Source organism: Variovorax boronicumulans, from assembly GCF_040544675.1.
GTDB lineage: Bacteria > Pseudomonadota > Gammaproteobacteria > Burkholderiales > Burkholderiaceae_C > Variovorax > Variovorax boronicumulans_D.
Genome location: NZ_JBEPKK010000004.1, coordinates 92,534 through 111,717 on the forward strand (window position 1 = coordinate 92,534; position 19,184 = coordinate 111,717).

The window sequence follows — 19,184 nt, forward strand, 5'->3', positions numbered from 1 at the left end:
TTGGAACCCAGCCGGGAACGAAACATGCAATCTCGCCGCACCCTCATCGCCATGGGTATTTCGGGGCTCGCCTCCACTGCCATGCTGACCGCCTGCGCCACTTCACCGTCGCCCTCGTTCATCGAACGCCCGCCGATCGTCTTCATGCACGGCAACGGCGACTCGGCCGCGCTGTGGCAGACGACCATCTGGCGCTTCGAATCGAACGGCTGGCCGCGTGACCGGCTCTTTGCGGTCGACCAGCCGAACCCGGTGGCCCGCGACGACGACGCCGTGGCGCAGCCCGGCCGCAGTTCGACCGCCGAGTCGGCCGTCTTCCTGAAAGCCGAGGTCGACAAGGTGCTCAAGGCCACGGGCGCCAGCAAGGTGGTGCTGATCGGCAACTCGCGCGGCGGCAACACCATCCGCAACTACGTGCAGAACGGCGGCGGCGCGGCCGTGGTCAGCCACGTGGTGCTGGGCGGCAACCCGGCGCACGGCATCTGGGCGGTGAAGGGCTTTCGCGAGAACAACGAGTTCTCGGGGCTCTCTGGCTTCATGCAGCAGCTCAATGCGCCCAAGGGCGCGAACGGCGACGAGGTCCCGCCCGGCGTGAAGTGGCTCACGCTGCGCTCGGACAACAACGACAAGTACGCGCAGCCCGACGGCGTCTGGATCGGCGCACCCGGCAAGCCGACGAACATCGGCTTCGACGGGCCGGCGCTCAAGGGCGCGACGAACATCGTGCTGCCGCGCGTCGATCACCGCGAGACCTCGTTCTCGCCCGCCGCGTTTGCAGCGACCTGGCAGTTCCTGACCGGCGCGGCGCCGGGCAGCACGGCCGTGGCGGCCGAAGCGAACGTGGTGCTCGACGGGCGCGCCATCGGTGCGGAGAACCTCTCGCTCAACGGCGGCCAACTGCGGATCTACGCCGTCGATGCGGCCACCGGCGAGCGGCGCGGCGATGCGGTGCACAGCAAGAACATCGGTGCCGACGGCCGCTGGGGGCCGTTCAGCGCACGCGGCGGCACGGCCTACGAATTCGTGCTGAGCGCACCCGGCTACGGCACCACGCACATCTACCGCAGCCCGTTTCCGCGCAGCAGCAGCGTCGTCAACCTGCGACCCGAACGCCTCACGCCGGCCGACGGCAGCGCCAATGTGGTCGTGGTCTTCACGCGGCCTCGGGGTTACTTCGACGCACAGCGCGACATCATGCGATTCGATGGCCGAACCCCGCCGGCCGGTGTGCCACCCCAGGGTTCGGGTGTTTCGAGTTCCAGGCTGCGCATTGCCGCAAGCGAGCCGCAGCGCGCGGTCGTCGGCGAGTTCAACGGCGAGCGCATCGCCGGGCTGACATGGCCCGCGGTGAAGGAGCATGTGACGGTGCTCGAACTGACTTATTGATGAGGACCGCGGCCATGAACGACTCGAACGCCCCTTTCGTACTGACAACCCGCGATGCGCGCGGCGTGGTCACGCTGACGCTGAACCGCCCCGCGTCTTTCAATGCGCTCTCGGAGGGCATGCTCGGGGCGCTCGAACAGGCGCTGGGCGAGATCGCGGCCGACGACGCCGTTCGCGCGGTCGTCATCGCGGCCGCGGGCAAGGCTTTCTGCGCGGGGCATGACCTCAAGGAAATGCGCGCCGAACCTTCGCTCGGCTATTACCAGAAGCTCTTCGAGCGCTGCGGCGCAATGATGCTGTCGATCCAGCAGCTGCCCGTGCCGGTGATCGCGCGCGTGCACGGCATTGCGACCGCCGCAGGGTGCCAGTTGGTGGCGGTCTGCGACCTGGCGGTGGCGTCAAGCGATGCGCGCTTTGCGGTCAGCGGCGTGAACGTGGGTTTGTTCTGCGCCACGCCGAGCGTCACGCTGTCGCGCAACCTCGGCCGCAAGGAAGCCTTCGAGATGCTGGTGACCGGCGAATTCATCAGCGCACAGGAAGCGCGTGAGAAGGGGCTGGTCAATCGTGTGGCGCCTGCCGCCGAACTCGATGCGGCGGTCGAAGCGCTGGTGGCGAGCATCGTCGCCAAGCCGCGCACGGCGCTGGCGCTCGGCAAGGCGCTGTTCTATCGCCAACTGGAAACCGGCATCGAGGCCGCGCTCGCCGACGCCAGCCAGACGATGGCCTGCAACATGATGGACGAGAGCGCGCTAGAAGGCGTTCAGGCCTTCATCGAGAAGCGCCCCCCGGACTGGAAACGCTGAAGAAACTAGGTGTCGTGCAGCCGAGAACTCTGCGGCAGGTGCGCCATCAGGAATTCCATCTGGTCCGCCAGGATGCGGCGGTTTCGCAGAATGAAGTCTTCCCAGAGGCTGGGCACGTAGGGCGCGTACAGCAGCGGCATGTTCGCCTGCTCGGGCGTTCGGCTGCTCTTGCGGTGGTTGCAGGGCTTGCAGGCGGTGACCACGTTCATCCAGGTGTCGATGCCCTTCTGGGCGAAGGGAATGATGTGCTCGCGCGTGAGCTCGTCTTCATGAAAATGCCCGCCGCAGTAGGCGCAGACATTGCGATCCCGCGAAAACAGCTTGCTGTTGGTGAGCCCCGGACGCTGGGTGAAGGGATTGATGCGCGGCACGCCCTTGGTGCCGATGATGCTGTTGATCGCAATCTGCGATTGCTCGCCCGTGATGGCGTTGTGGCCCCCGCGAAACACCGCCACCTGCGCGCCCACTTCCCAGCGAACTTCGTCCGCCGCGTAGTGGATCACCGCCTGTTCCAGCGATATCCATGACTGGGGCAGCCCTTGGGCCGACAGCTTCAAGACCTTCACCAACGTCTCCTCGAAAAAAGGAAGAACCACGGAAAGACCAGGGACACGGAGCGCATCGGAGACCCACGCCTGACGACGCACTGCGTCACAATATACCGGCTTTGTGACAAAACGGCCTGATTCGCCCATTCGACGGGCGAGGGGCGCTATCAAAAAGATACTCACCGATGCAGGTTTTTCGCGGCTTCCGGCACCCGGGCGTAGCCCCCGCCTGCGCCCTCACCATAGGCAATTTCGACGGCGTGCACCGTGGCCACCAGGCCATGCTCGCGCTGTTGCAGACCGAGGCCCGCCAGCGCGGGCTGCCCAGCTGCGTGCTGACCTTCGAGCCGCACCCGCGCGACTATTTCGCCGCCCTCACCAAAAAGCCCGACCTGGCGCCGGCCCGCATCGGCACGCTGCGCGACAAGTTGAGCGAGCTCGCGGCATGCGGCGTGGCGCAGACCGTCGTGCTGCCTTTCGACGGCCGGCTCGCTTCCCAGTCGCCCGAGGAATTCATCCAGAACGTGCTGGTCGACGGGCTGGGCACACGCTATGTGCTCGTGGGCGACGACTTCCGTTTCGGCGCCAAGCGGGCCGGCGACTACGCCATGCTGGATGCGGCCGGCGATGCGCGCGGCTTCGACGTGGCGCGCATGAACAGCTACGAGGTTCATGGCCTGCGCGTTTCGAGCTCGGCGGTGCGTGAGGCGCTGGCCGAGGGCCGCATGGCCGATGCGCAGACGCTGCTCGGACGGCCCTACACGATTTCGGGCCACGTGGTCCACGGCCGCAAGCTGGGCCGCGCGTTGGGCGCCTCGGCGCCGGGGCTGGACGACGGCTTTCGCACCCTCAACCTGCGCTTCAAGCACTGGAAGCCGGCCGCCAGCGGCATCTTCGCGGTGCTGGTGCACGGCCTGGGCCCCAAGCCGCTGCCCGGCGTGGCCAACCTCGGTGTGCGCCCCTCGCTGGACGCCAACGACGTCAACGGCGGCCGGGTGCTGCTGGAGACGCATTGCCTGGAGTGGCCCTCGCATCTGGGGACCGAAGGGGCCTACGGTAAAATCGTCCGCGTGGAACTCCTGCACAAACTGCACGACGAATTGCGCTACACCAGCCTCGAGGCCCTGACTGCGGGCATCGCCAAGGATGGGCGCGACGCACGTGCGTTCTTTGCATCGACCCACGCCCAACACCACGCGGAAACCCACCGCCAGACCACGCGCGACCGAATTTAGCCCTGCACGCCCCGTGCTGCCGCCCTTCGACAAGCTCAGGGCGAACGGCTTTATCTTCCGCACCGACCGCTCAATGCAGTTCGGGCTGAGCCTGTCGAAGCCCCCTCTGTTTCGCACCCCAACATGTCTGACGCTGCTTCCCCCACCGATTACCGTTCCACGCTGAACCTGCCCGACACCCCCTTCCCGATGCGCGGCGACCTGCCCAAGCGCGAGTCGGGCTGGGTCAAGGAATGGAACGACGAAGGCCGCTATCAGCGCCTCCGCGACGCCCGCCACGGCGCGCCCAAGTTCATCCTGCACGACGGCCCGCCGTACGCCAACGGCCAGATCCACATGGGCCACGCGGTGAACAAGATCCTCAAGGACATGATCACCAAGGCGCGCCAACTCGAGGGTTATGACGCGCTCTACGTGCCCGGCTGGGACTGCCACGGCCTGCCGATCGAGAACGCCATCGAAAAGCAGTTCGGCCGCAACCTCAGCCGCGACGAGATGCAGGCCAAGAGCCGTGCCTTCGCCACCGAGCAGATTGCGCAGCAGATGCTCGACTTCCAGCGCCTGGGCGTGCTGGGCGAATGGGACCATCCCTACAAGACCATGGACTTCGCCAATGAAGCAGGCGAGCTGCGCGCGTTCAAGCGCGTGATCGAGCGCGGTTTCGTCTACCGCGGCCTCAAGCCCGTTTACTGGTGCTTCGACTGCGGCTCGTCGCTGGCCGAATTCGAGATCGAATACGCCGACAAGAAGAGCCAGACCATCGACGTGGCCTTCAGGGCCCACGACCGCGAGAAGGTGCTCAAGGCCTTCGGCACCGACCACACGATCCTCGGCGACATCTTTGCCGTGATCTGGACCACCACCGCGTGGACCATCCCCGCCAACCAGGCGATCAACCTCAACCCCGAGATCGAGTATTCGCTGGTCGACACCGAGCGCGGCCTGCTGATCCTGGCGAACTCGCTGGTCGAGATGTGCATGACGCGCTACGCGCTCGACGGCAAGGTGCTGGCCACGGTCAAGGGCGAAGCGCTGGGCGGGCTCGAATTCGAGCATCCGCTGTACGACGTGAAGGACGAGAACGGCAACCAGGGCTACCAGCGCCTGTCGCCCGTGTACCTGGTCGACTACGCCACCGCCACCGACGGCACCGGCTTGGTTCACTCCTCGCCCGCCTACGGCGTGGACGACTTCAACTCCTGCATCGCCCACGGCGTGGCGTACGACGACATCCTGAACCCGGTGCAGGGCAACGGCAGCTACGCGCCCGACTTCCCGCTCTTCGGCGGCCAGAACATCTGGAAGGCCGTGCCGGTCATCATCGCCGCGCTGCGCGATGCCAACCGCCTGCTGACCACAGAGACCATCACGCACAGCTACCCGCACTGCTGGCGCCACAAGACGCCGGTGATCTACCGCGCGGCGGCCCAGTGGTTCGTTCGCATGGACGAAGGCGAAGGCGTGTTCACCAAGGACAAGGCGCCCAAGACACTGCGCCAGACCGCGCTCGATGCGATCGAGCAAACCACCTTCTATCCGGAGAACGGCAAGGCGCGCCTGCACGACATGATCGCCGGGCGGCCCGACTGGTGCATCAGCCGCCAGCGCAGCTGGGGCGTGCCGATCCCGTTCTTCCTGCACAAGGATTCGGGCGAGCTGCATCCGCGCACCATGGAAATCCTCGACCAGGCCGCCGACATCGTCGAGAAGGGCGGCATCGAGGCCTGGAGCCGCGTCACGGCCGAGGAAATCCTGGGCGCCGAAGACGCGCCCAGCTACACCAAGAGCACCGACATCCTGGAAGTGTGGTTCGACTCGGGCTCGAGCTTCTATCACGTGCTGCGCGGCACGCACCCCAACGTGCACCACGAGACCGGCCCCGAAGCCGACCTGTACCTCGAAGGCCACGACCAGCATCGCGGCTGGTTCCATTCGTCGCTGCTGATCGCCTGCGCGCTGGAAGACCGCGCGCCCTACCGCGGCCTGCTCACGCACGGCTTCACCGTCGATGCCAAGGGCATCAAGATGAGCAAGTCGCTCAAGAACGGCATCGACCCGCAAGAGATCAGCAGCAAGCTGGGCGCGGAAATCATCCGTCTCTGGGTGGCTGCGAGCGACTACTCGGGCGACATCGCGGGCGACGACAAGATTCTCGCGCGCGTGGTCGATTCGTACCGCCGCATCCGCAACACGCTGCGCTTTCTGCTGGCGAACACCAGCGACTTCGACATCGCCAAGGACGCGGTGCCGCTGGACCAGCTGTTCGAGATCGACCGCTATGCGCTGGCGCGCGCCTCGCAGTTCCAGGCCGAGATCCTTGCGCACTACAAGGTGTACGAGTTCCATCCGGTGGTGTCCAAGCTGCAGATCTACTGCTCGGAAGACTTGGGCGGCTTCTACCTCGACATCCTGAAAGACCGTCTCTACACGACCGCCCCGGGCTCGCTCGCGCGCCGCAGTGCGCAGACGGCGCTCTGGCACATCTCGCAAGCCATGCTGCGCTGGATGGCACCCTTCCTGAGCTTCACCGCCGAGGAAGCCTGGAAGTTCGTGAGCACCGGCAAGCCGGGCGAATCGATCTTCACGCAGACGTACATGGCGTTCGCCGCGCCCGACGAGGCCTTGCTCGCCAAGTGGGGCCGCATCCGCGAGATCCGAGATGTGGTGAACAAGGACATCGAGGCGGTGCGTGCCGAAGGCAAGGTCGGCTCGTCGCTGCAGGCCAACCTGCAACTGAGCGCACCGGCCGACGACTTTGCGCTGCTGCGCACGCTGGGCGACGACCTGAAGTTCGTCTTCATCACCTCGGCCATTGCGCTGGCGGCGGGCGAGACGCTGTCTACCACCGTGGCGCCGAGCACCGCGCAGAAATGCGAGCGCTGCTGGCACTACCGTGACGACGTGGGCCACGACCCGGCGCATCCGACGATCTGCGGCCGTTGCACGAGCAACCTGTTCGGCGCCGGTGAATCGCGGAGCGTTGCCTGATGGCCGCCGCACGCTCCACATCTGCAGCATCGCGTTCGCGCGGTGGCAGCCTGGGCATCTGGCCCTGGCTAGGGCTGGCGACGATCATCGTGATCATCGACCAGTTCACCAAGACGCTGATCCTGGGCTACTACAAGCTGGGTGATGCGACCTACGTGACCAGCTTCTTCAACGTCGTGCGGGCGCACAACACGGGTGCTGCGTTTTCATTCCTGGCCGATCACTCGGGGTGGCAGCGCTGGTTCTTCACGGCGATCGGCGTGGCGGCCGCGGTGTTCATCGTGTGGATGCTGAAATCGCACGCAGGGCAGAAGCTGTTTTCGTTTTCGATGGCCTGCATTCTGGGTGGGGCCATCGGCAACGTGATCGACCGGATGATGCACGGGTATGTCGTGGACTTTCTCAGCTTTCACGCGGGGAACTGGTATTTCCCGGCGTTCAATGCGGCGGACAGTGCGATCACGCTCGGGGCTATCTGCCTGATCGCGGATGAGATTCGGCGGGTTCGTCGGGGGAAGTAGCGGTTTCTTTTTTAGGGGCACCCGGTACGCGGTGCGGCACAGCCAGCCCCACTGTGCCGGCCGCTTTGCGGCTTCCCTGCGGTGCTCGCATTTCGCGGGGTCTCGCAGAACTCGCCTTCGGCTCAGACAGCTGCGAGCCCTGATCCGCGAAACGCTGCGCTCCTCGGCGGCACAGAGGGGCTGGCTGTGCCGCACCGCGTACCGGGCGCTTGTCGTGGCTTGGATGCCGCTGCCCTCACCCCTGCCCTCTCCCAGAGGTAGAGGGAATAAGACACAAAGCGGGCTCCGAAGAGTTGGGATCGACGACAGCGATGCCTGCGGCGATGGGTGCTGTGCCCTTGGGCGGCCGTTGAGGCACCGCCGAGCAGCGCAGCGACGGGCGGATCAGGGCTCGCAGCTGTTTGAGCCGCAGGCGAGTTCTGCGAGACCCCGCCCGTCGCGAGCAGCGCAGGGAAGCCGCAAAGCGGCCGGTGACGTCGGCCTCCCCAGGGCTCAACCCCCATCGCCGCCCCCGAGACAACAAACTCAGATCATCCCGCCATTAATGGAAATCACCTGCCCCGTGATGTAGCCCGCTTCATCGCTGGCCAGGAACGAAGCCAAAGCAGCCACTTCCTGCGGCGTGCCAGCCCGCTTCACAGGCACCATCTGGTTGATGACCGCGGGGTCGAACACGGCGTCCGCCATCGGCGAGGCAATGATCCCCGGCGCGATCGCGTTGACCGTCACGCCGCGCGACGCCACTTCCAACGAAAGCGCCTTGGTCGCGCTGTTGAGCGCGCCCTTGGCCGCCGCATAGTTGACCTGCCCCCGGTTGCCGGTGATCGCCGACACCGAGGAGATATTCAGAATGCGCCCCCAACGCGTGCGCATCATCGGCAGCAGCAAGGGCTGCGTCACGCGGAAAAAACCGTTGAGCGACACGTCGATCACCTTGTGCCATTGATCGGCACGCATGCCCGGCAACACCGCGTCGTCATGCACGCCGGCGTTGTTGACGAGGATCTGGACCGCCCCGCCCTCCAGGATGCGCGCGCACGCCGCCGCCGAAGCCTCGTCGCTGCGCAGGTCGAACACATGGCATTCCGCCTTGCCGCCTGCCGCCGTGATCGAGGCCGCCAGTTGCTCGACCGCCTCAGGCCGCGAATTGGCATGCAGCAGCACCGTTGCACCGTCCCGCGCAAAGCGTTCGGCCATTGCCGCGCCAAGCGCGCCACTGGCGCCGGTGATCAGCGCGCGTTTTCCTTCGAGATTCATGATGAAGCGCTTTCTGTTGCCAGCGGCGTGTTCAGCACCACCACGGCACGGCCTTCGGCCAGCATGCGGTTGTCGTCGGCCTTGACCGAGAACTCGTAAAGAACCTGCCGCTCGTCACCCGACAGGCGCCTGGCCTCTACATGCAGCGCACCGTGGATGTCGTCCAGCCGTGCGACGGCCAGGCGCACATTGCGCGCCGTCGCCAGGAAACCCGCCGACGGCGTGCTGCCCTCGGCGGCCAGCAGGCCGCCATGGAGCGCCATGGCCTGCGCTGCGTATTCGATGGCATTCGGGGACAGCAGCCCGCCGGCGGTGCGCAAGGGGTTGTCCGGCAGCCGATGCGTCGTCGTGCTGCAGCGGATCACATCGGCATCCCAGGCGTCGAGTTGCTCCAGCAGGCACATGCTGCCGCTGTGCGGAATGCGCTTGGCAATGCCCGCGCGGTCCAGCGTCCGGGGCGCCGTCAAGCAGCGGCCTCCAGGTCGGCCACCAGCAGCACATTGGCAAAGGGCGTGCCTTCGCTCATCGGAATGCTCTGCACGCGAAAACCCAATCGCTGCAGCAGCGCCATCCATTCGTTCAGCGGACGGCCCCAGGTCGGCGAAACCTTGTGGCCGCGGATGCGCGTGACCGTGCGATCGACCCACTGGCTGATTGCAAAACCACGGCGGCTGGAGGCATCGCCCACGCGCAGCAGCAAGCGGGCCTTGGGATTGCCGCCGCGCCGCAGCGCATCGCGCACGCGCGTCAACACGCCCTCTTGCGCCTGGAGGTCTACGTAGTGCAGCACATCGAGGATCACGACCAGGTCGCAATCGGGCAAGGCGGCCGAGCACATGTCGGCGCACACCAGGCGCGGCGTGGGCTGCAGATGGCCGATGGAGGCCTCGGCCCGTGCCACGTCCTTGGGCATCAGCTCGATGCCCGTGTAGTCCGCGGCGGCCGGGGTGGCCGACCACGACGCCGGCCAGCGCCCCTGCTGCTGCATCGTGCTCATCGACGCCAGCAGGCTCGCAAAAAGCCCTTGCCCGCAGCCGATGTCGACCACGCGCCGATGTTGTGCGTCGATCAGGCCGCGTTCGAGCAAGCCGCGAAACACCGGGTCGCGCCCCAGCTTGCCGCGCGCGAACCGCCAGGCGAAGGTGCCGCCCTTCTTGTAGGGAACGGTTGCGGCTTCGTGCAGCTCGCGCCACGCGTTGTCCGTCGACGGCGACATCACGGCGCTCACGGTGTCAGCCCTTCGGGCAGGGTCACGGCGCGCAATCCATCGGCGCGCAGGCGTTCGAGCAACAAGGGCAGTACCTCCAGCAAAACGGGTTGTCCTTTGGCGGTGCGCGCGGCGTTGCCGTCGTGCAGCAACAGGATGTCGCGGGCCTGCAGGTTGTGGGTCAGGCGCGCCATCACCTTGGCGGCATCGCCTTCGCGCGTGTCGAAACCGCGCCGCGTCCAGCTCACGAGCGAGAGGCCCAGGCGGTGCAACACGGGTTCGAGAAAAGGGTTGCGCAGGCCGGCCGGTGCGCGAAAGCAGGTGGGGCGCTGGCCGGTAACCTCGGTCAGGATGTCTTGCGCCCGCGCGATTTCGCTGGCGAAGCCGCGCGGCCCCAGGAACGAGAAGTTGTGGCGATGCTGCGCCGTGTGGTTCTGGATGCTGTGGCCTCGGGCGACGATGTCGCGTGCCAGTTCCGGATGCGCCAGCACGCGTTCGGCGATGCAGAAAAAAGTGGCGCGCTGCCCGTGGGCGTCGAGCAGGTCCAGCACCCTGGGCGTGACTTCGGGCTCCGGCCCGTCGTCGATGGTGATCGCTACTTGCCGCCTCGCAGCCGCCGCTTCGGGCAAGCGCGTGACGTTGGGCCCCAGCAGGTTGCTGCGCGGCGTGAGCCCAGCGCCGGTGATCAGCGCGTGGTTCAGCACGATGGCGCCAACGGCCCAGGGCCACGCACCCGGCACCAGCACACCCGCGCCGATGGCTGCCACATGCCATGCCGCGCTGGCGCGCATGGCCGGCGGCCAGGGCCAGGATTCGGTGGGGGCGGAGGCAGAAGAAGAAGGCATGGCGACGGATTTTCCCTCAGCTGCGCGGCGCAACGGGGGGCGCCACCTGCCGCGCGAACGCAGCCGACAGCAGCAGCGCCAGGAAGGCGCCTGGCGCAACCACGCGACCGATGGACGACAACGCCGGGATATCCGATATCGCAATCAGGCCAAACGACACCACGGTTGTGATATTGGCGAGCATCAGCGAGGCCAAGGTGTCTTCATCCGCCCTGCCCGTGACGCGCAGCTGATCGAAAAACAGCGCGTAGTTCGAGCCCACGGCCACGATCAGCAACAGCCCCACCAGGTGCAGGATGCCCAGCGCGGCTTGCGCGAGCGCCATGCCGCCCAGCGTGAGCACCACCGCGAACAACAGCGGTTGGCACACCGCCACCAGCCGGCGCCACGAGCGCAGATAGATGCCCAGAAGCACCACCACCGCCAGCGCGCCGAGCAGCACCTGCCCGAAGGCCTCGTGCAGATATCGCTGGTACAGCCCCGCGAGCTCACGGCCCACGTCGACGACCTGCACCTCGGGCACCCCCGCCAACGCGGCTTCGAGCCGTGACTGATCGAATGTCTGGCCCGGATGCAGCACGAGCAACGTCGACCAGCCGCCGCCCGGCCGCTGATACATCAAGGTGTTGACCACCGACGCGAGCGGTCCGCCGGCCATGTCGGCGCGCTGCAACGGCGCGAGCTTGCGCGCGGCCTCCACGTCCGCCAGGAACGGGCCGAGCCGCGACGCGGGCAGCGGCATGCCCTGTGTCGCCTCGGCCAGGTTGGCGCGCAGCGCCTCGGCGTCGGGCAGGCTCGCAATGCGCGCGGTCTGCGCGGCCACGCTCGGCAGCACGCGCGTGACCGCCTCGTAGCCTACGAGTTCGCCCTTGTCCACCAGCGCATCGAGCCGGGCCGCCGCGACTTCGGTGTTGCGCAGCGCGGCCTGCTCGTCGTCGCCATAGGCCACCACCAGCACGCCGCCGTCGCTGGCGCCGATGTCGTTGCGCAGCATCTCGTCCAGCTGCTGGGCCGCCTTGGGCACCGGGCTCATCGCGCCCAGGTCGGCGCGCCACAGATGGCCGCCCTGCCACAGCACCAGGCCCAGGGCGGCCACGCCGAGCGCGGCCAGCGGCCAGCGCAGGCGAGGAAGGCCCCGCACCAGAACGCCCGCGACCTGCGCCATGTAGCGGCGCATGCCCATGCCGGTCGCGCCGTCGGGCGCCAGCATCGGCAGCACGTAGCGGGTGGCGAGCGCTGCGGATACCAATCCGGCGATCGAGAACACGCCCAGTTGCGCCAGCCCCGGAAAGCCCGAGAACACGAGCGCCGCAAAGCCGCACACCGAGGTCAGCAAACCCAGCCGCACCGTGGGCCAGTGCACCGCGCGCCAACGCTGCCAGCCGGTGCCGGCCACGGCGCCTGCGCCGGCCTGGCGCGCCTGGATCAGGTAATAGATGGCGTAGTCGACCGTCTCGCCGATCAAGGTGCTGCCAAAACCCAGCGTGAGCCCGTGCACCGAGCCGAACACCAGGCTCACGCTTGCGGTGCCGACCACCACGCCCGTCGCCACCGGCAAGAAGGCGATGACCAAGGCACGCGGCGAGGCAAAGGCCAGCAGCAGCAGGCACCCCATCACGATGCCGCCCACGACGGCCAGGTGAATCGCCTCGCTCTTGATCTTGTCGCGGCTCATCACCGAGAACACCGGCGCGCCGCTCATCAGCAGCTTGGGCTTGGCCTCGCCCATGTTGCGGGTGGCTTCGTCGAACGCCGCATGCACCCTCGCGATGGCCACGGCCTGGGCGTCGAGGTCGCTGCCCGCGGCACGGGTGGTGGCAATGAGCAGCGCACGCGGCGCGGTGCGCGACATCCACACGCCGTCTTCGCTGCGCGGCGCGCTCGCCGGCACCAGTTCCATCGCGATGCGTTGCGTCTCGCCGGTCGGGTCGCGGTCGAGCAAGGGCTTGATCGCGTTGCCGGCCGGCGTGCCGAGCATCGACAGCGTTTCGTTGATCGCGTCGCGCAATCCGTCGGTGGTGAACTGCGCGGGCGTGACGCCGGGCGACAGCTGGTAGCGGTGCTGCAACACCCAGGCACCGGCCTCGCTCCAGTCGCCCACGTCGCCGTTCTGGATCAGGTCGAAGAGCTGGCTCTCGCGCATGGACTTGGCCACCGCCCTGGAGACGGTCGCGCGCTGTTCGGCGGCGGCACCGCCTTCGATGCCCATCATGATGGTGCGTGACGCGACGCCGCTTTGCAGTTGCTCGATCAGCACCCGTTGGCGAAGGTCGGGGCTCTTCGGCAGAAAAGCCGACAGGTCGGCGCCGATCTGCGTGCGTGAGATGACGACGGCGCCGCACACCAGCACCAGCAGCCACGCCAGCAGCACGACCGCCCGGTTGCGCCAGCTGGGCGGGCCGCCCGCTTGCGACAGCGTCACGGTGTGGTGCGTCCGGTCGTGCCGGACGGGGCCCCGCCCGTTGGAGCGGCAACAGCGGCTGGCGCGTTGGGCGAAATATTCATGACCGAGCGGTCGCCGCCGACGAACTCCATCTCCAGCCCGAGCACCTCGCTGGCGCGGCCGCTGATGCGGATGCTGCGCACCTGCGCGGCCAGCCGGCTGTCCATGGGCGTGAGGTCCAGCGTCCACTTGGACGGCGAACCCGACACCTCGCTCTTGAAATACCGCTGCAGCGTTGCGCCGTCACCGCTCAGCGTGCCGCGCATGGCTTCCACCAGGCCGAGCAGTTCGGGCATGCTGTCCAGCGCCAGCGTGCGGTTGCGGCCGCCGCGCGACAGGGTCAGCGTATTGCCGTCGACGGCCATGGTTTCCACGCGCGGCGACAGGGTGCGGCGCACCAGCTTGTCGGGGGCGTCGAAGCTCAAGGTGCCGCGCGCATCGAGCGGGCCTTCCAGGCCGTGCACGAAGCGTTGTTCGGTAAAGCGGGCCTCGCCGCTCTTCTGCTTGGCCAGGAGGCCCATCAGGTCGGGCAGGTCGAATGCCCAGGCCGGAGCGGCGCAAAAAGCCGCGGCCAACAAGAACACCCTGCAAAGCCGGTCAAGCCGCATCTTCGAGCCAGAAATCATGAAAGTTGAACCAGTTGTACGGGTAAGCACGGCACAGCGCCTCCAGGCGCGCGACATAGGCCTCGACCGCGGCGCGTATGCGGCGCTCGCGCTCGGCGGCATCGGCGACGCGTTCGCTGAAGTCCGCCAGCGGATCGAAGCGGACATCGTAGCGGGCACCGCCGCCATAGAGGCCGGCCATGAAGAACACCTTGCGGCGCAGCAGTGCCGCAAGGCGGAACGGCCCGTCGTTGAAGGTGGCGGGGTGGCCGAGAAAAGGCAGCACGATGTTGTTGCCCCGCTGGTGCGAAGGCTGGTCTTCGCTGCCCGGAAGGGTGCGGTCGGCCAGCATGCCGCCCAGCCCGCCGCCGTCGAGCCAGTCGCGCAGCGCAAGCATCGAGTGCGGACGGCCGAGCGCGATCACATGGGGCCGCATGTCGGGCAGCGCGATGGCGTTGAGGATGGCGTTGATGCGCTGCGCGTTGTCGGGGTACATCAGCATCGCCAGGCGCAGGCCCTGCCGGCTCTCCTTGGGCTTGCAGGCGCCCATGACTTCGAAGCTGCCCACGTGCGCGCCCAGCAGGAAGGCGCCCCGCCCTTCGGTCACTTCGGTTTCCACCGGCACATTGCCTTCGACGCTGAGCTCGAACAGGTCCATGCGCCCGCGCAGGAAGTACACGCGATCGAGCACCGTCGAAGAAAACGCGTGCAGCAGCCGGTAGCCGTCGAGCCAGCCTGCCTTCGGGCCGATGGCCCTGAACAGGTAGCGCTTGATCTGCCGGCGCGGCGCCGGTGCGAACAGCAGAAAGTAGAGGCTGATCGGCGGCAGCAGCAGCCGCGTGACGCGGCGCCCGCAGATCAGCGCCATCGTGCAGATAAAACGCAGCGCCAGCATGTTGCTGCGCTCGGGCGTGCGGGCCCAGTCGCCTTTTTCGATCTTCTCGGTCTTTTCGCCTTTTTGCGGGGTCTGACCGGTTTCGGCCGCCTGGTTGACGGCGCGCGTCTCGACGTCCGTGTGCTTCATCGGCCCGACTCTGGCACAGCCGTCCAGCGTCCGCTGACAGCCAGCACGCCGTCGCAACGCACGTCGAAACGCACGCCGCGCGCGGCGCCGCTTTCCGGGTGCAGCTCGATGGAGAGCGTGCTGCCGGGACGCACCGGCGCCAGAAACTTGGCCGCCGCAAGGGTCGGATGCGCCCCCAGCCGCGCGACCAGCGCGGGCACGCGCTGGATGCTTTCCATGACCTCGGAGAGCACCAGAGCACCCGGAAGCAGGGGCTGGCCGGGGAAATGACCGGCGAACGACGGGTGGTCGACGGGCACGGTGTGCGCCATCTGCACGGGCGTGTCGTCGTCGGCCAGCTGCGCCAGCGCAAATTCGCGCAGCGCCCGCACCGTGAGCTTGCCGGTGCCTTCGCGCGGGAAAGACTTCACCTGCACCACGCGGCGCGGCACGAACACAGGCTCGAGCCGCTGCCGCAGCGCCGCGACGATGGCGCCCGCGGTCAGTGTCGGCGCGACCACGAAGGCCACGGGGCGCACCACGCCGTCGGCCACTTCGTCGGGCAGCCAGAAGGCGCCGTCCTCGACGCCTGGAATGCTGTTCAGGTGGTAATTGAGGTGCGCGAGCGAACTGCGCCGGCCCGCCACATGAATCAGGTCGTTGGCGCGGCCGAACAGGCGAAAGCGCCGGTCGTCGAGCAGTTCGAGCACGTCGGCCAGCAGCGTGGGCTCGGGCAGGAAGTCGCCGTCGAAAATGAAGCGCTCGGGACCGTCGCCTTCGCCCGGTTCCGCATGCACGCGGATCTGGCCGAAGGTCTCCCAGACTTCGCTCTGTGTGGTGCGGCGCGTGGCAACCTGGCCCGACTCAGTGCTGCCGTAGATTTCGAGCAGCACCGCGCCCATGGCCTGCTCGGCCTGGGCCGCGAGCTGCGGCGACAGCGGCGCGGTGGCCGAAAGAATCAGGTCCACCGGCGGCAGCTCGATGCCCGACAGCAGCAGCGTCTTGAGGTGGAACGGCGTGGTCACCAGTGCGCGCGGGCGCGGCACCGAGGCCAGGGTCTGTGCAACGTCGGCCGGAAAAAACGGCCGCCCGCTCTCGAACATCGCGCCGCCCAGCATCGCCAGCAACACCGACGATTCGAGGCCGTAGCTGTGCTGCACGGGCACGGTCGCCACCAGCGTCAGGCTCTGGAGCGAAGGCAGCTCGAGCTCCCGGCACAGGCGTTCGACCGCGACCGCCACATCGCCCACCAGTGTGCGCCAGGCCTTGGCATGCGGCTGCGGCGCGCCGGTGGAGCCGGAGGTCAGCAGGCTGGCCGCGTGCATCGCGCCGTCGAAGGCCGGCACGGCGGCATCCGAACCGGCTTCGAGGGTGGAGCGGTCTTCGATGAGCACGCGGCGCATGCCGGGCACCTGCAGATTCACATCGTCGGTGAGCGCGAACAGGCCGGTGCCGTGGCTTTGGACCAGTCGGGCCAGCGTATCGTCCCGTGCGTCGGGCGGCAGCAGGCTCGCATGGCCGCGCATGAGCGCCGCCCCCAGGCTCACGGCAAAGGCATAGCGGTCCACGCACAGGTTGACCGCGGGGCCTTCGGCCGGGAGCGTGGGCGCGAAGCGCGCCACATCGGCCAGGAACTGCCGGGTGCTCACCGGCACGCCGGCGCGCCAGGCCAGGGGGGCGTCGGGGTCGCGTTGCGCCAGCAGCGGCAACAGCGCCGGGAGAGGGTTGACTGTCGTCATGCGGGCACCGCTTGTGTCACCGCGGGCCGGCGCCGTTATCGACCGACGAGGTCCCGTAGAAGGCGCGCACCGCATCGACCAGGCGCGTGCGCTCGAATTCGGGGTGCAGCCGATAGCGCACCAGGTGCTCGCCCACGAAAAGCAGCCCCACCGACAAGGGCGACAGCACATTCGCCAGCAGCGACCAGGCCGAGAACGGCATCGTGAGATAGACCACGATCGACGAGACGACCACCACCGCGAAGTACGCGGTCCACATCTGCGTGAGGCGGGTGGTGTAGGACAGCATGTGCCCCTTGAGCGGATGTACGCGCTGCGCGAACTGCGTGATCAGCGGCAGGCCCTTGCCGCGTAGCGTGGAGCCGAACCAGCCGCACAGCGCGCCGTTGATTCCCACGTGCTGCAGCACGTAAAGACGGTTCGGATCGCCCGCTTCACCCAGAAAGACGAGCGAGAAGCCGGCGATGCCCAGCGCCGCCGCACCGGCGAAGCCCCAACGGCCGAACCAGCTGGCCGCGAAGCCCATGGCCGCGAGCCAGAGCGGCCCCAGAAGCACCACCACGGCCCAGGGCTCGGTGGGATGGAACAGGGTCATCCAGTGAGAGAGCCCGGCATAGGCCACCCCCGCCAGCAGCAGGAGCGCTATTCGCCATCGTGACATCGGGGTCAGGGAGCGGCGCGATGCTCGGCGACGTGGGTTGCGAGCGTGCGCAGCGACTGAAAGATCTGCTGATTGCGCTCGTCATCCGAGCGCAGCTGGAAGCCGTAGCGCCGGGAGACTTCGAGCGCCACTTCGAGGATGTCGATCGAGTCGAGCCCCAGGCCTTCGCCGTACAACGGATCGGTAGGGACGATGGCTTCGGGAGCGACCTCGAGATTGAGGGCGTTCACGAGCAACACAGCGAGTTCCTTTTCGATCGGCGACTGTTCTGATGCATCGCCAGTGGCGGGAATGGGGGGCTGAGCAGTCGATGACAAAAAAAACCTCCTGAACTTTTGCTGAACTACCGTGCGGGCCGTGGATTATAGGAGTGGCGGGTGATTAGACTGCCCGCTTAAATACGACCCGGAGCACCCCATGGCAGACCCCCTTCTGATCGCCCGCCACGACAGCATCGAGTGCGCCCTCCTGCCCAGCCTGGCCAACCGCCACGGCCTGATCACCGGCGCCACCGGCACCGGCAAGACCGTCACGCTGCAGACCATTGCCGAAAAGCTCTCCAGCATCGGCGTGCCGGTGTTCATGGCCGACGTCAAGGGCGACCTGACCGGCATCAGCCAGAAAGGCGCCGTCGGCGACAAGCTGGCCGCCACACTGAAGGAACGCGGCATCGAGGTGCCCGAACCCTCCGCCTGCCCCGTCACGCTGTGGGACGTGTTCGGCGAACAGGGCCATCCGGTGCGCGCCACCGTGTCCGACATGGGCCCGCTGCTGCTGGGCCGCATGCTCGACGTGAACGAAACCCAGGCGGGCGTGCTGAACCTGGTGTTCAAGATCGCCGACGACAACGGCATGCTGCTGCTCGACCTGAAAGACCTGCGCGCCATGCTGCAGTACGTGGGAGAGAACGCCAGCCAGTTCACCACCGAATACGGCAACATCAGCGCCGCCAGCGTGGGCGCCATCCAGCGCGGACTGCTGCAGATAGAGACCCAGGGCGGCGACAAGTTCTTCGGCGAGCCGATGCTCAACATTGCCGACTTCATGCAGACGGTGGGCGGCAAGGGCGTGGTCAACATCCTGACCGCCGACAAGCTCATGAACTCGCCGCGCCTGTACGCCACCTTCTTGCTATGGATGCTGTCGGAGCTGTTCGAGCAACTGCCCGAAATCGGCGACCCCGACCAGCCCAAGCTGGCCTTCTTCTTCGACGAGGCCCACCTGCTCTTCAACGAAGCGCCCAAGGCGCTGGTGGAACGCATCGAGCTGGTGGTGCGTCTGGTGCGTTCCAAGGGCGTGGGCGTGTATTTCGTCACCCAGAACCCGCTGGACATTCCCGATTCGGTGCTGGCCCAGCTGGGCAACCGCGTGCAGCATGCGCTGCGCGCCTTCACCCCGCGCGACCAGAAGGCCGTGAAGGCGGCCGCCAGCACCATGCGGCAGAAGCCGGGCCTGGACATCGAGACCGCCATCACCGAACTGGCCGTCGGCGAGGCGCTGGTGAGCTTCCTGGACGCCAAGGGCCGCCCGAGCGTGACCGAGCGCGTGTTCGTGCTGCCGCCGGGCAGCCAGCTCGGGCCGATCACGCCCGACCAGCGCAAGGCGTTGATCGCCAACTCGCTCGTCGCCGGCGTCTACGAGAAGACGGTAGACCGCGAATCGGCTTACGAAAAGCTCAAGGGCCGGGCCGAGTCCGCGCCCGATGCGCCCGCCGCCAAGGGCCAGGCCGGCAAGGCCGGCACCGAGGAAGCCGGCTCCGGCATGGGCGGCATGCTCAACGACATGATCTTCGGCAGCACCGGCCCGCGCGGCGGCAAGCGCGACGGCCTGGTACAGACCATGGCCAAGTCGGCGGTGCGCACCATGGGCACCTCGGTGGGCAAGGAAATCCTGCGCGGCGTGCTCGGCGGGATCTTCGGCAGCAAGAAGCGCTGACCCGGGGG

At 67.6% G+C, this 19,184-nt stretch carries 17 protein-coding genes; 6 read left to right on the forward strand and 11 right to left on the reverse strand.

The window, feature by feature from the left end; translation table 11 throughout:
- Nucleotides 1-24 precede the first annotated feature (24 nt).
- Together ABIC90_RS09055 and ABIC90_RS09060 are read left to right on the forward strand one after the other, a co-directional pair.
- Nucleotides 25-1,386: an alpha/beta fold hydrolase gene (locus tag ABIC90_RS09055; protein ID WP_354353765.1), complete on the forward strand. Its 1,362-nt coding sequence runs from the start codon at nucleotides 25-27 to the stop codon at nucleotides 1,384-1,386.
- Nucleotides 1,387-1,400: 14 nt separating this feature from the next.
- Complete coding sequence (locus tag ABIC90_RS09060) at nucleotides 1,401-2,189, forward strand: enoyl-CoA hydratase (protein ID WP_354353766.1); 789 nt, start codon at nucleotides 1,401-1,403, stop codon at nucleotides 2,187-2,189.
- Between the two features lie 5 nt (nucleotides 2,190-2,194).
- Here ABIC90_RS09060 and ABIC90_RS09065 read toward each other — a convergent pair whose 3' ends face one another.
- Nucleotides 2,195-2,755: an HNH endonuclease gene (locus ABIC90_RS09065; RefSeq protein ID WP_093245882.1), complete on the reverse strand. Its 561-nt coding sequence runs from the start codon at nucleotides 2,753-2,755 to the stop codon at nucleotides 2,195-2,197.
- 167 nt (nucleotides 2,756-2,922) lie between these two features.
- On the opposite strand from ABIC90_RS09065, the gene ABIC90_RS09070 reads away from it, so the two are divergent.
- The 3 genes from ABIC90_RS09070 (at nucleotide 2,923) to lspA (ending at nucleotide 7,481) form a co-directional block, all read left to right on the forward strand.
- A complete protein-coding gene (locus tag ABIC90_RS09070) occupies nucleotides 2,923-3,972 on the forward strand; it encodes a bifunctional riboflavin kinase/FAD synthetase (protein WP_354353767.1) in 1,050 nt (349 codons plus the stop codon).
- A 123-nt stretch (nucleotides 3,973-4,095) separates the two neighbouring features.
- Nucleotides 4,096-6,960 carry an isoleucine--tRNA ligase gene (gene ileS, locus ABIC90_RS09075; protein WP_354353768.1) on the forward strand — a complete coding sequence of 955 codons (2,865 nt, stop codon included), beginning with the start codon at nucleotides 4,096-4,098 and terminating at the stop codon, nucleotides 6,958-6,960.
- The gene (gene lspA, locus ABIC90_RS09080) at nucleotides 6,960-7,481 is read left to right on the forward strand and encodes a signal peptidase II (protein WP_354353769.1); all 522 of its coding nucleotides are present in this window, start codon (nucleotides 6,960-6,962) and stop codon (nucleotides 7,479-7,481) included. Before ileS ends, lspA begins: the two co-directional genes overlap by 1 nt.
- Nucleotides 7,482-8,006: 525 nt before the next feature.
- Here the strand turns inward: lspA and fabG are convergent.
- Genes fabG through ABIC90_RS09130 form a run of 10 tightly spaced genes read right to left on the reverse strand, consistent with a single transcriptional unit; the run spans nucleotide 8,007 to nucleotide 17,558 of the window.
- Nucleotides 8,007-8,738, reverse strand: coding sequence for a 3-oxoacyl-ACP reductase FabG (gene fabG / locus ABIC90_RS09085; protein WP_354353770.1), 732 nt, complete (start codon nucleotides 8,736-8,738; stop codon nucleotides 8,007-8,009).
- A complete protein-coding gene (locus ABIC90_RS09090) occupies nucleotides 8,735-9,205 on the reverse strand; it encodes a hydroxymyristoyl-ACP dehydratase (protein WP_354353771.1) in 471 nt (156 codons plus the stop codon). Before ABIC90_RS09090 ends, fabG begins: the two co-directional genes overlap by 4 nt.
- Nucleotides 9,202-9,966 (reverse strand): class I SAM-dependent methyltransferase, encoded by a 765-nt coding sequence (locus tag ABIC90_RS09095; RefSeq protein WP_354353772.1) that lies wholly within the window; start codon nucleotides 9,964-9,966, stop codon nucleotides 9,202-9,204. Before ABIC90_RS09095 ends, ABIC90_RS09090 begins: the two co-directional genes overlap by 4 nt.
- Complete coding sequence (locus tag ABIC90_RS09100) at nucleotides 9,963-10,790, reverse strand: polysaccharide deacetylase family protein (RefSeq protein WP_354353773.1); 828 nt, start codon at nucleotides 10,788-10,790, stop codon at nucleotides 9,963-9,965. Before ABIC90_RS09100 ends, ABIC90_RS09095 begins: the two co-directional genes overlap by 4 nt.
- Before the next feature lie 16 nt (nucleotides 10,791-10,806).
- Nucleotides 10,807-13,212 (reverse strand): MMPL family transporter, encoded by a 2,406-nt coding sequence (locus tag ABIC90_RS09105; RefSeq protein WP_354353774.1) that lies wholly within the window; start codon nucleotides 13,210-13,212, stop codon nucleotides 10,807-10,809.
- Nucleotides 13,209-13,817: a LolA-related protein gene (locus ABIC90_RS09110; protein WP_354353775.1), complete on the reverse strand. Its 609-nt coding sequence runs from the start codon at nucleotides 13,815-13,817 to the stop codon at nucleotides 13,209-13,211. Before ABIC90_RS09110 ends, ABIC90_RS09105 begins: the two co-directional genes overlap by 4 nt.
- A gap of 13 nt (nucleotides 13,818-13,830) precedes the next feature.
- Complete coding sequence (locus tag ABIC90_RS09115; RefSeq protein ID WP_354353776.1) at nucleotides 13,831-14,862, reverse strand: acyl-CoA synthetase; 1,032 nt, start codon at nucleotides 14,860-14,862, stop codon at nucleotides 13,831-13,833.
- The gene (locus ABIC90_RS09120; protein WP_354353777.1) at nucleotides 14,859-16,580 is read right to left on the reverse strand and encodes an AMP-binding protein; all 1,722 of its coding nucleotides are present in this window, start codon (nucleotides 16,578-16,580) and stop codon (nucleotides 14,859-14,861) included. The genes ABIC90_RS09115 and ABIC90_RS09120 overlap by 4 nt, the downstream gene beginning before the upstream one ends.
- A 16-nt stretch (nucleotides 16,581-16,596) precedes the next feature.
- Nucleotides 16,597-17,241, reverse strand: coding sequence for a hypothetical protein (locus ABIC90_RS09125; protein WP_354353778.1), 645 nt, complete (start codon nucleotides 17,239-17,241; stop codon nucleotides 16,597-16,599).
- Between the two features lie 5 nt (nucleotides 17,242-17,246).
- Entirely contained in the window at nucleotides 17,247-17,558 is a 312-nt protein-coding gene (locus tag ABIC90_RS09130; protein WP_354353779.1) for a phosphopantetheine-binding protein, read from the reverse strand.
- Between the two features lie 100 nt (nucleotides 17,559-17,658).
- Between ABIC90_RS09130 and ABIC90_RS09135 the strand changes: the two genes are divergently transcribed.
- Nucleotides 17,659-19,176, forward strand: coding sequence for a helicase HerA-like C-terminal domain-containing protein (locus ABIC90_RS09135; RefSeq protein WP_354353780.1), 1,518 nt, complete (start codon nucleotides 17,659-17,661; stop codon nucleotides 19,174-19,176).
- Nucleotides 19,177-19,184: the final 8 nt, after the last annotated feature.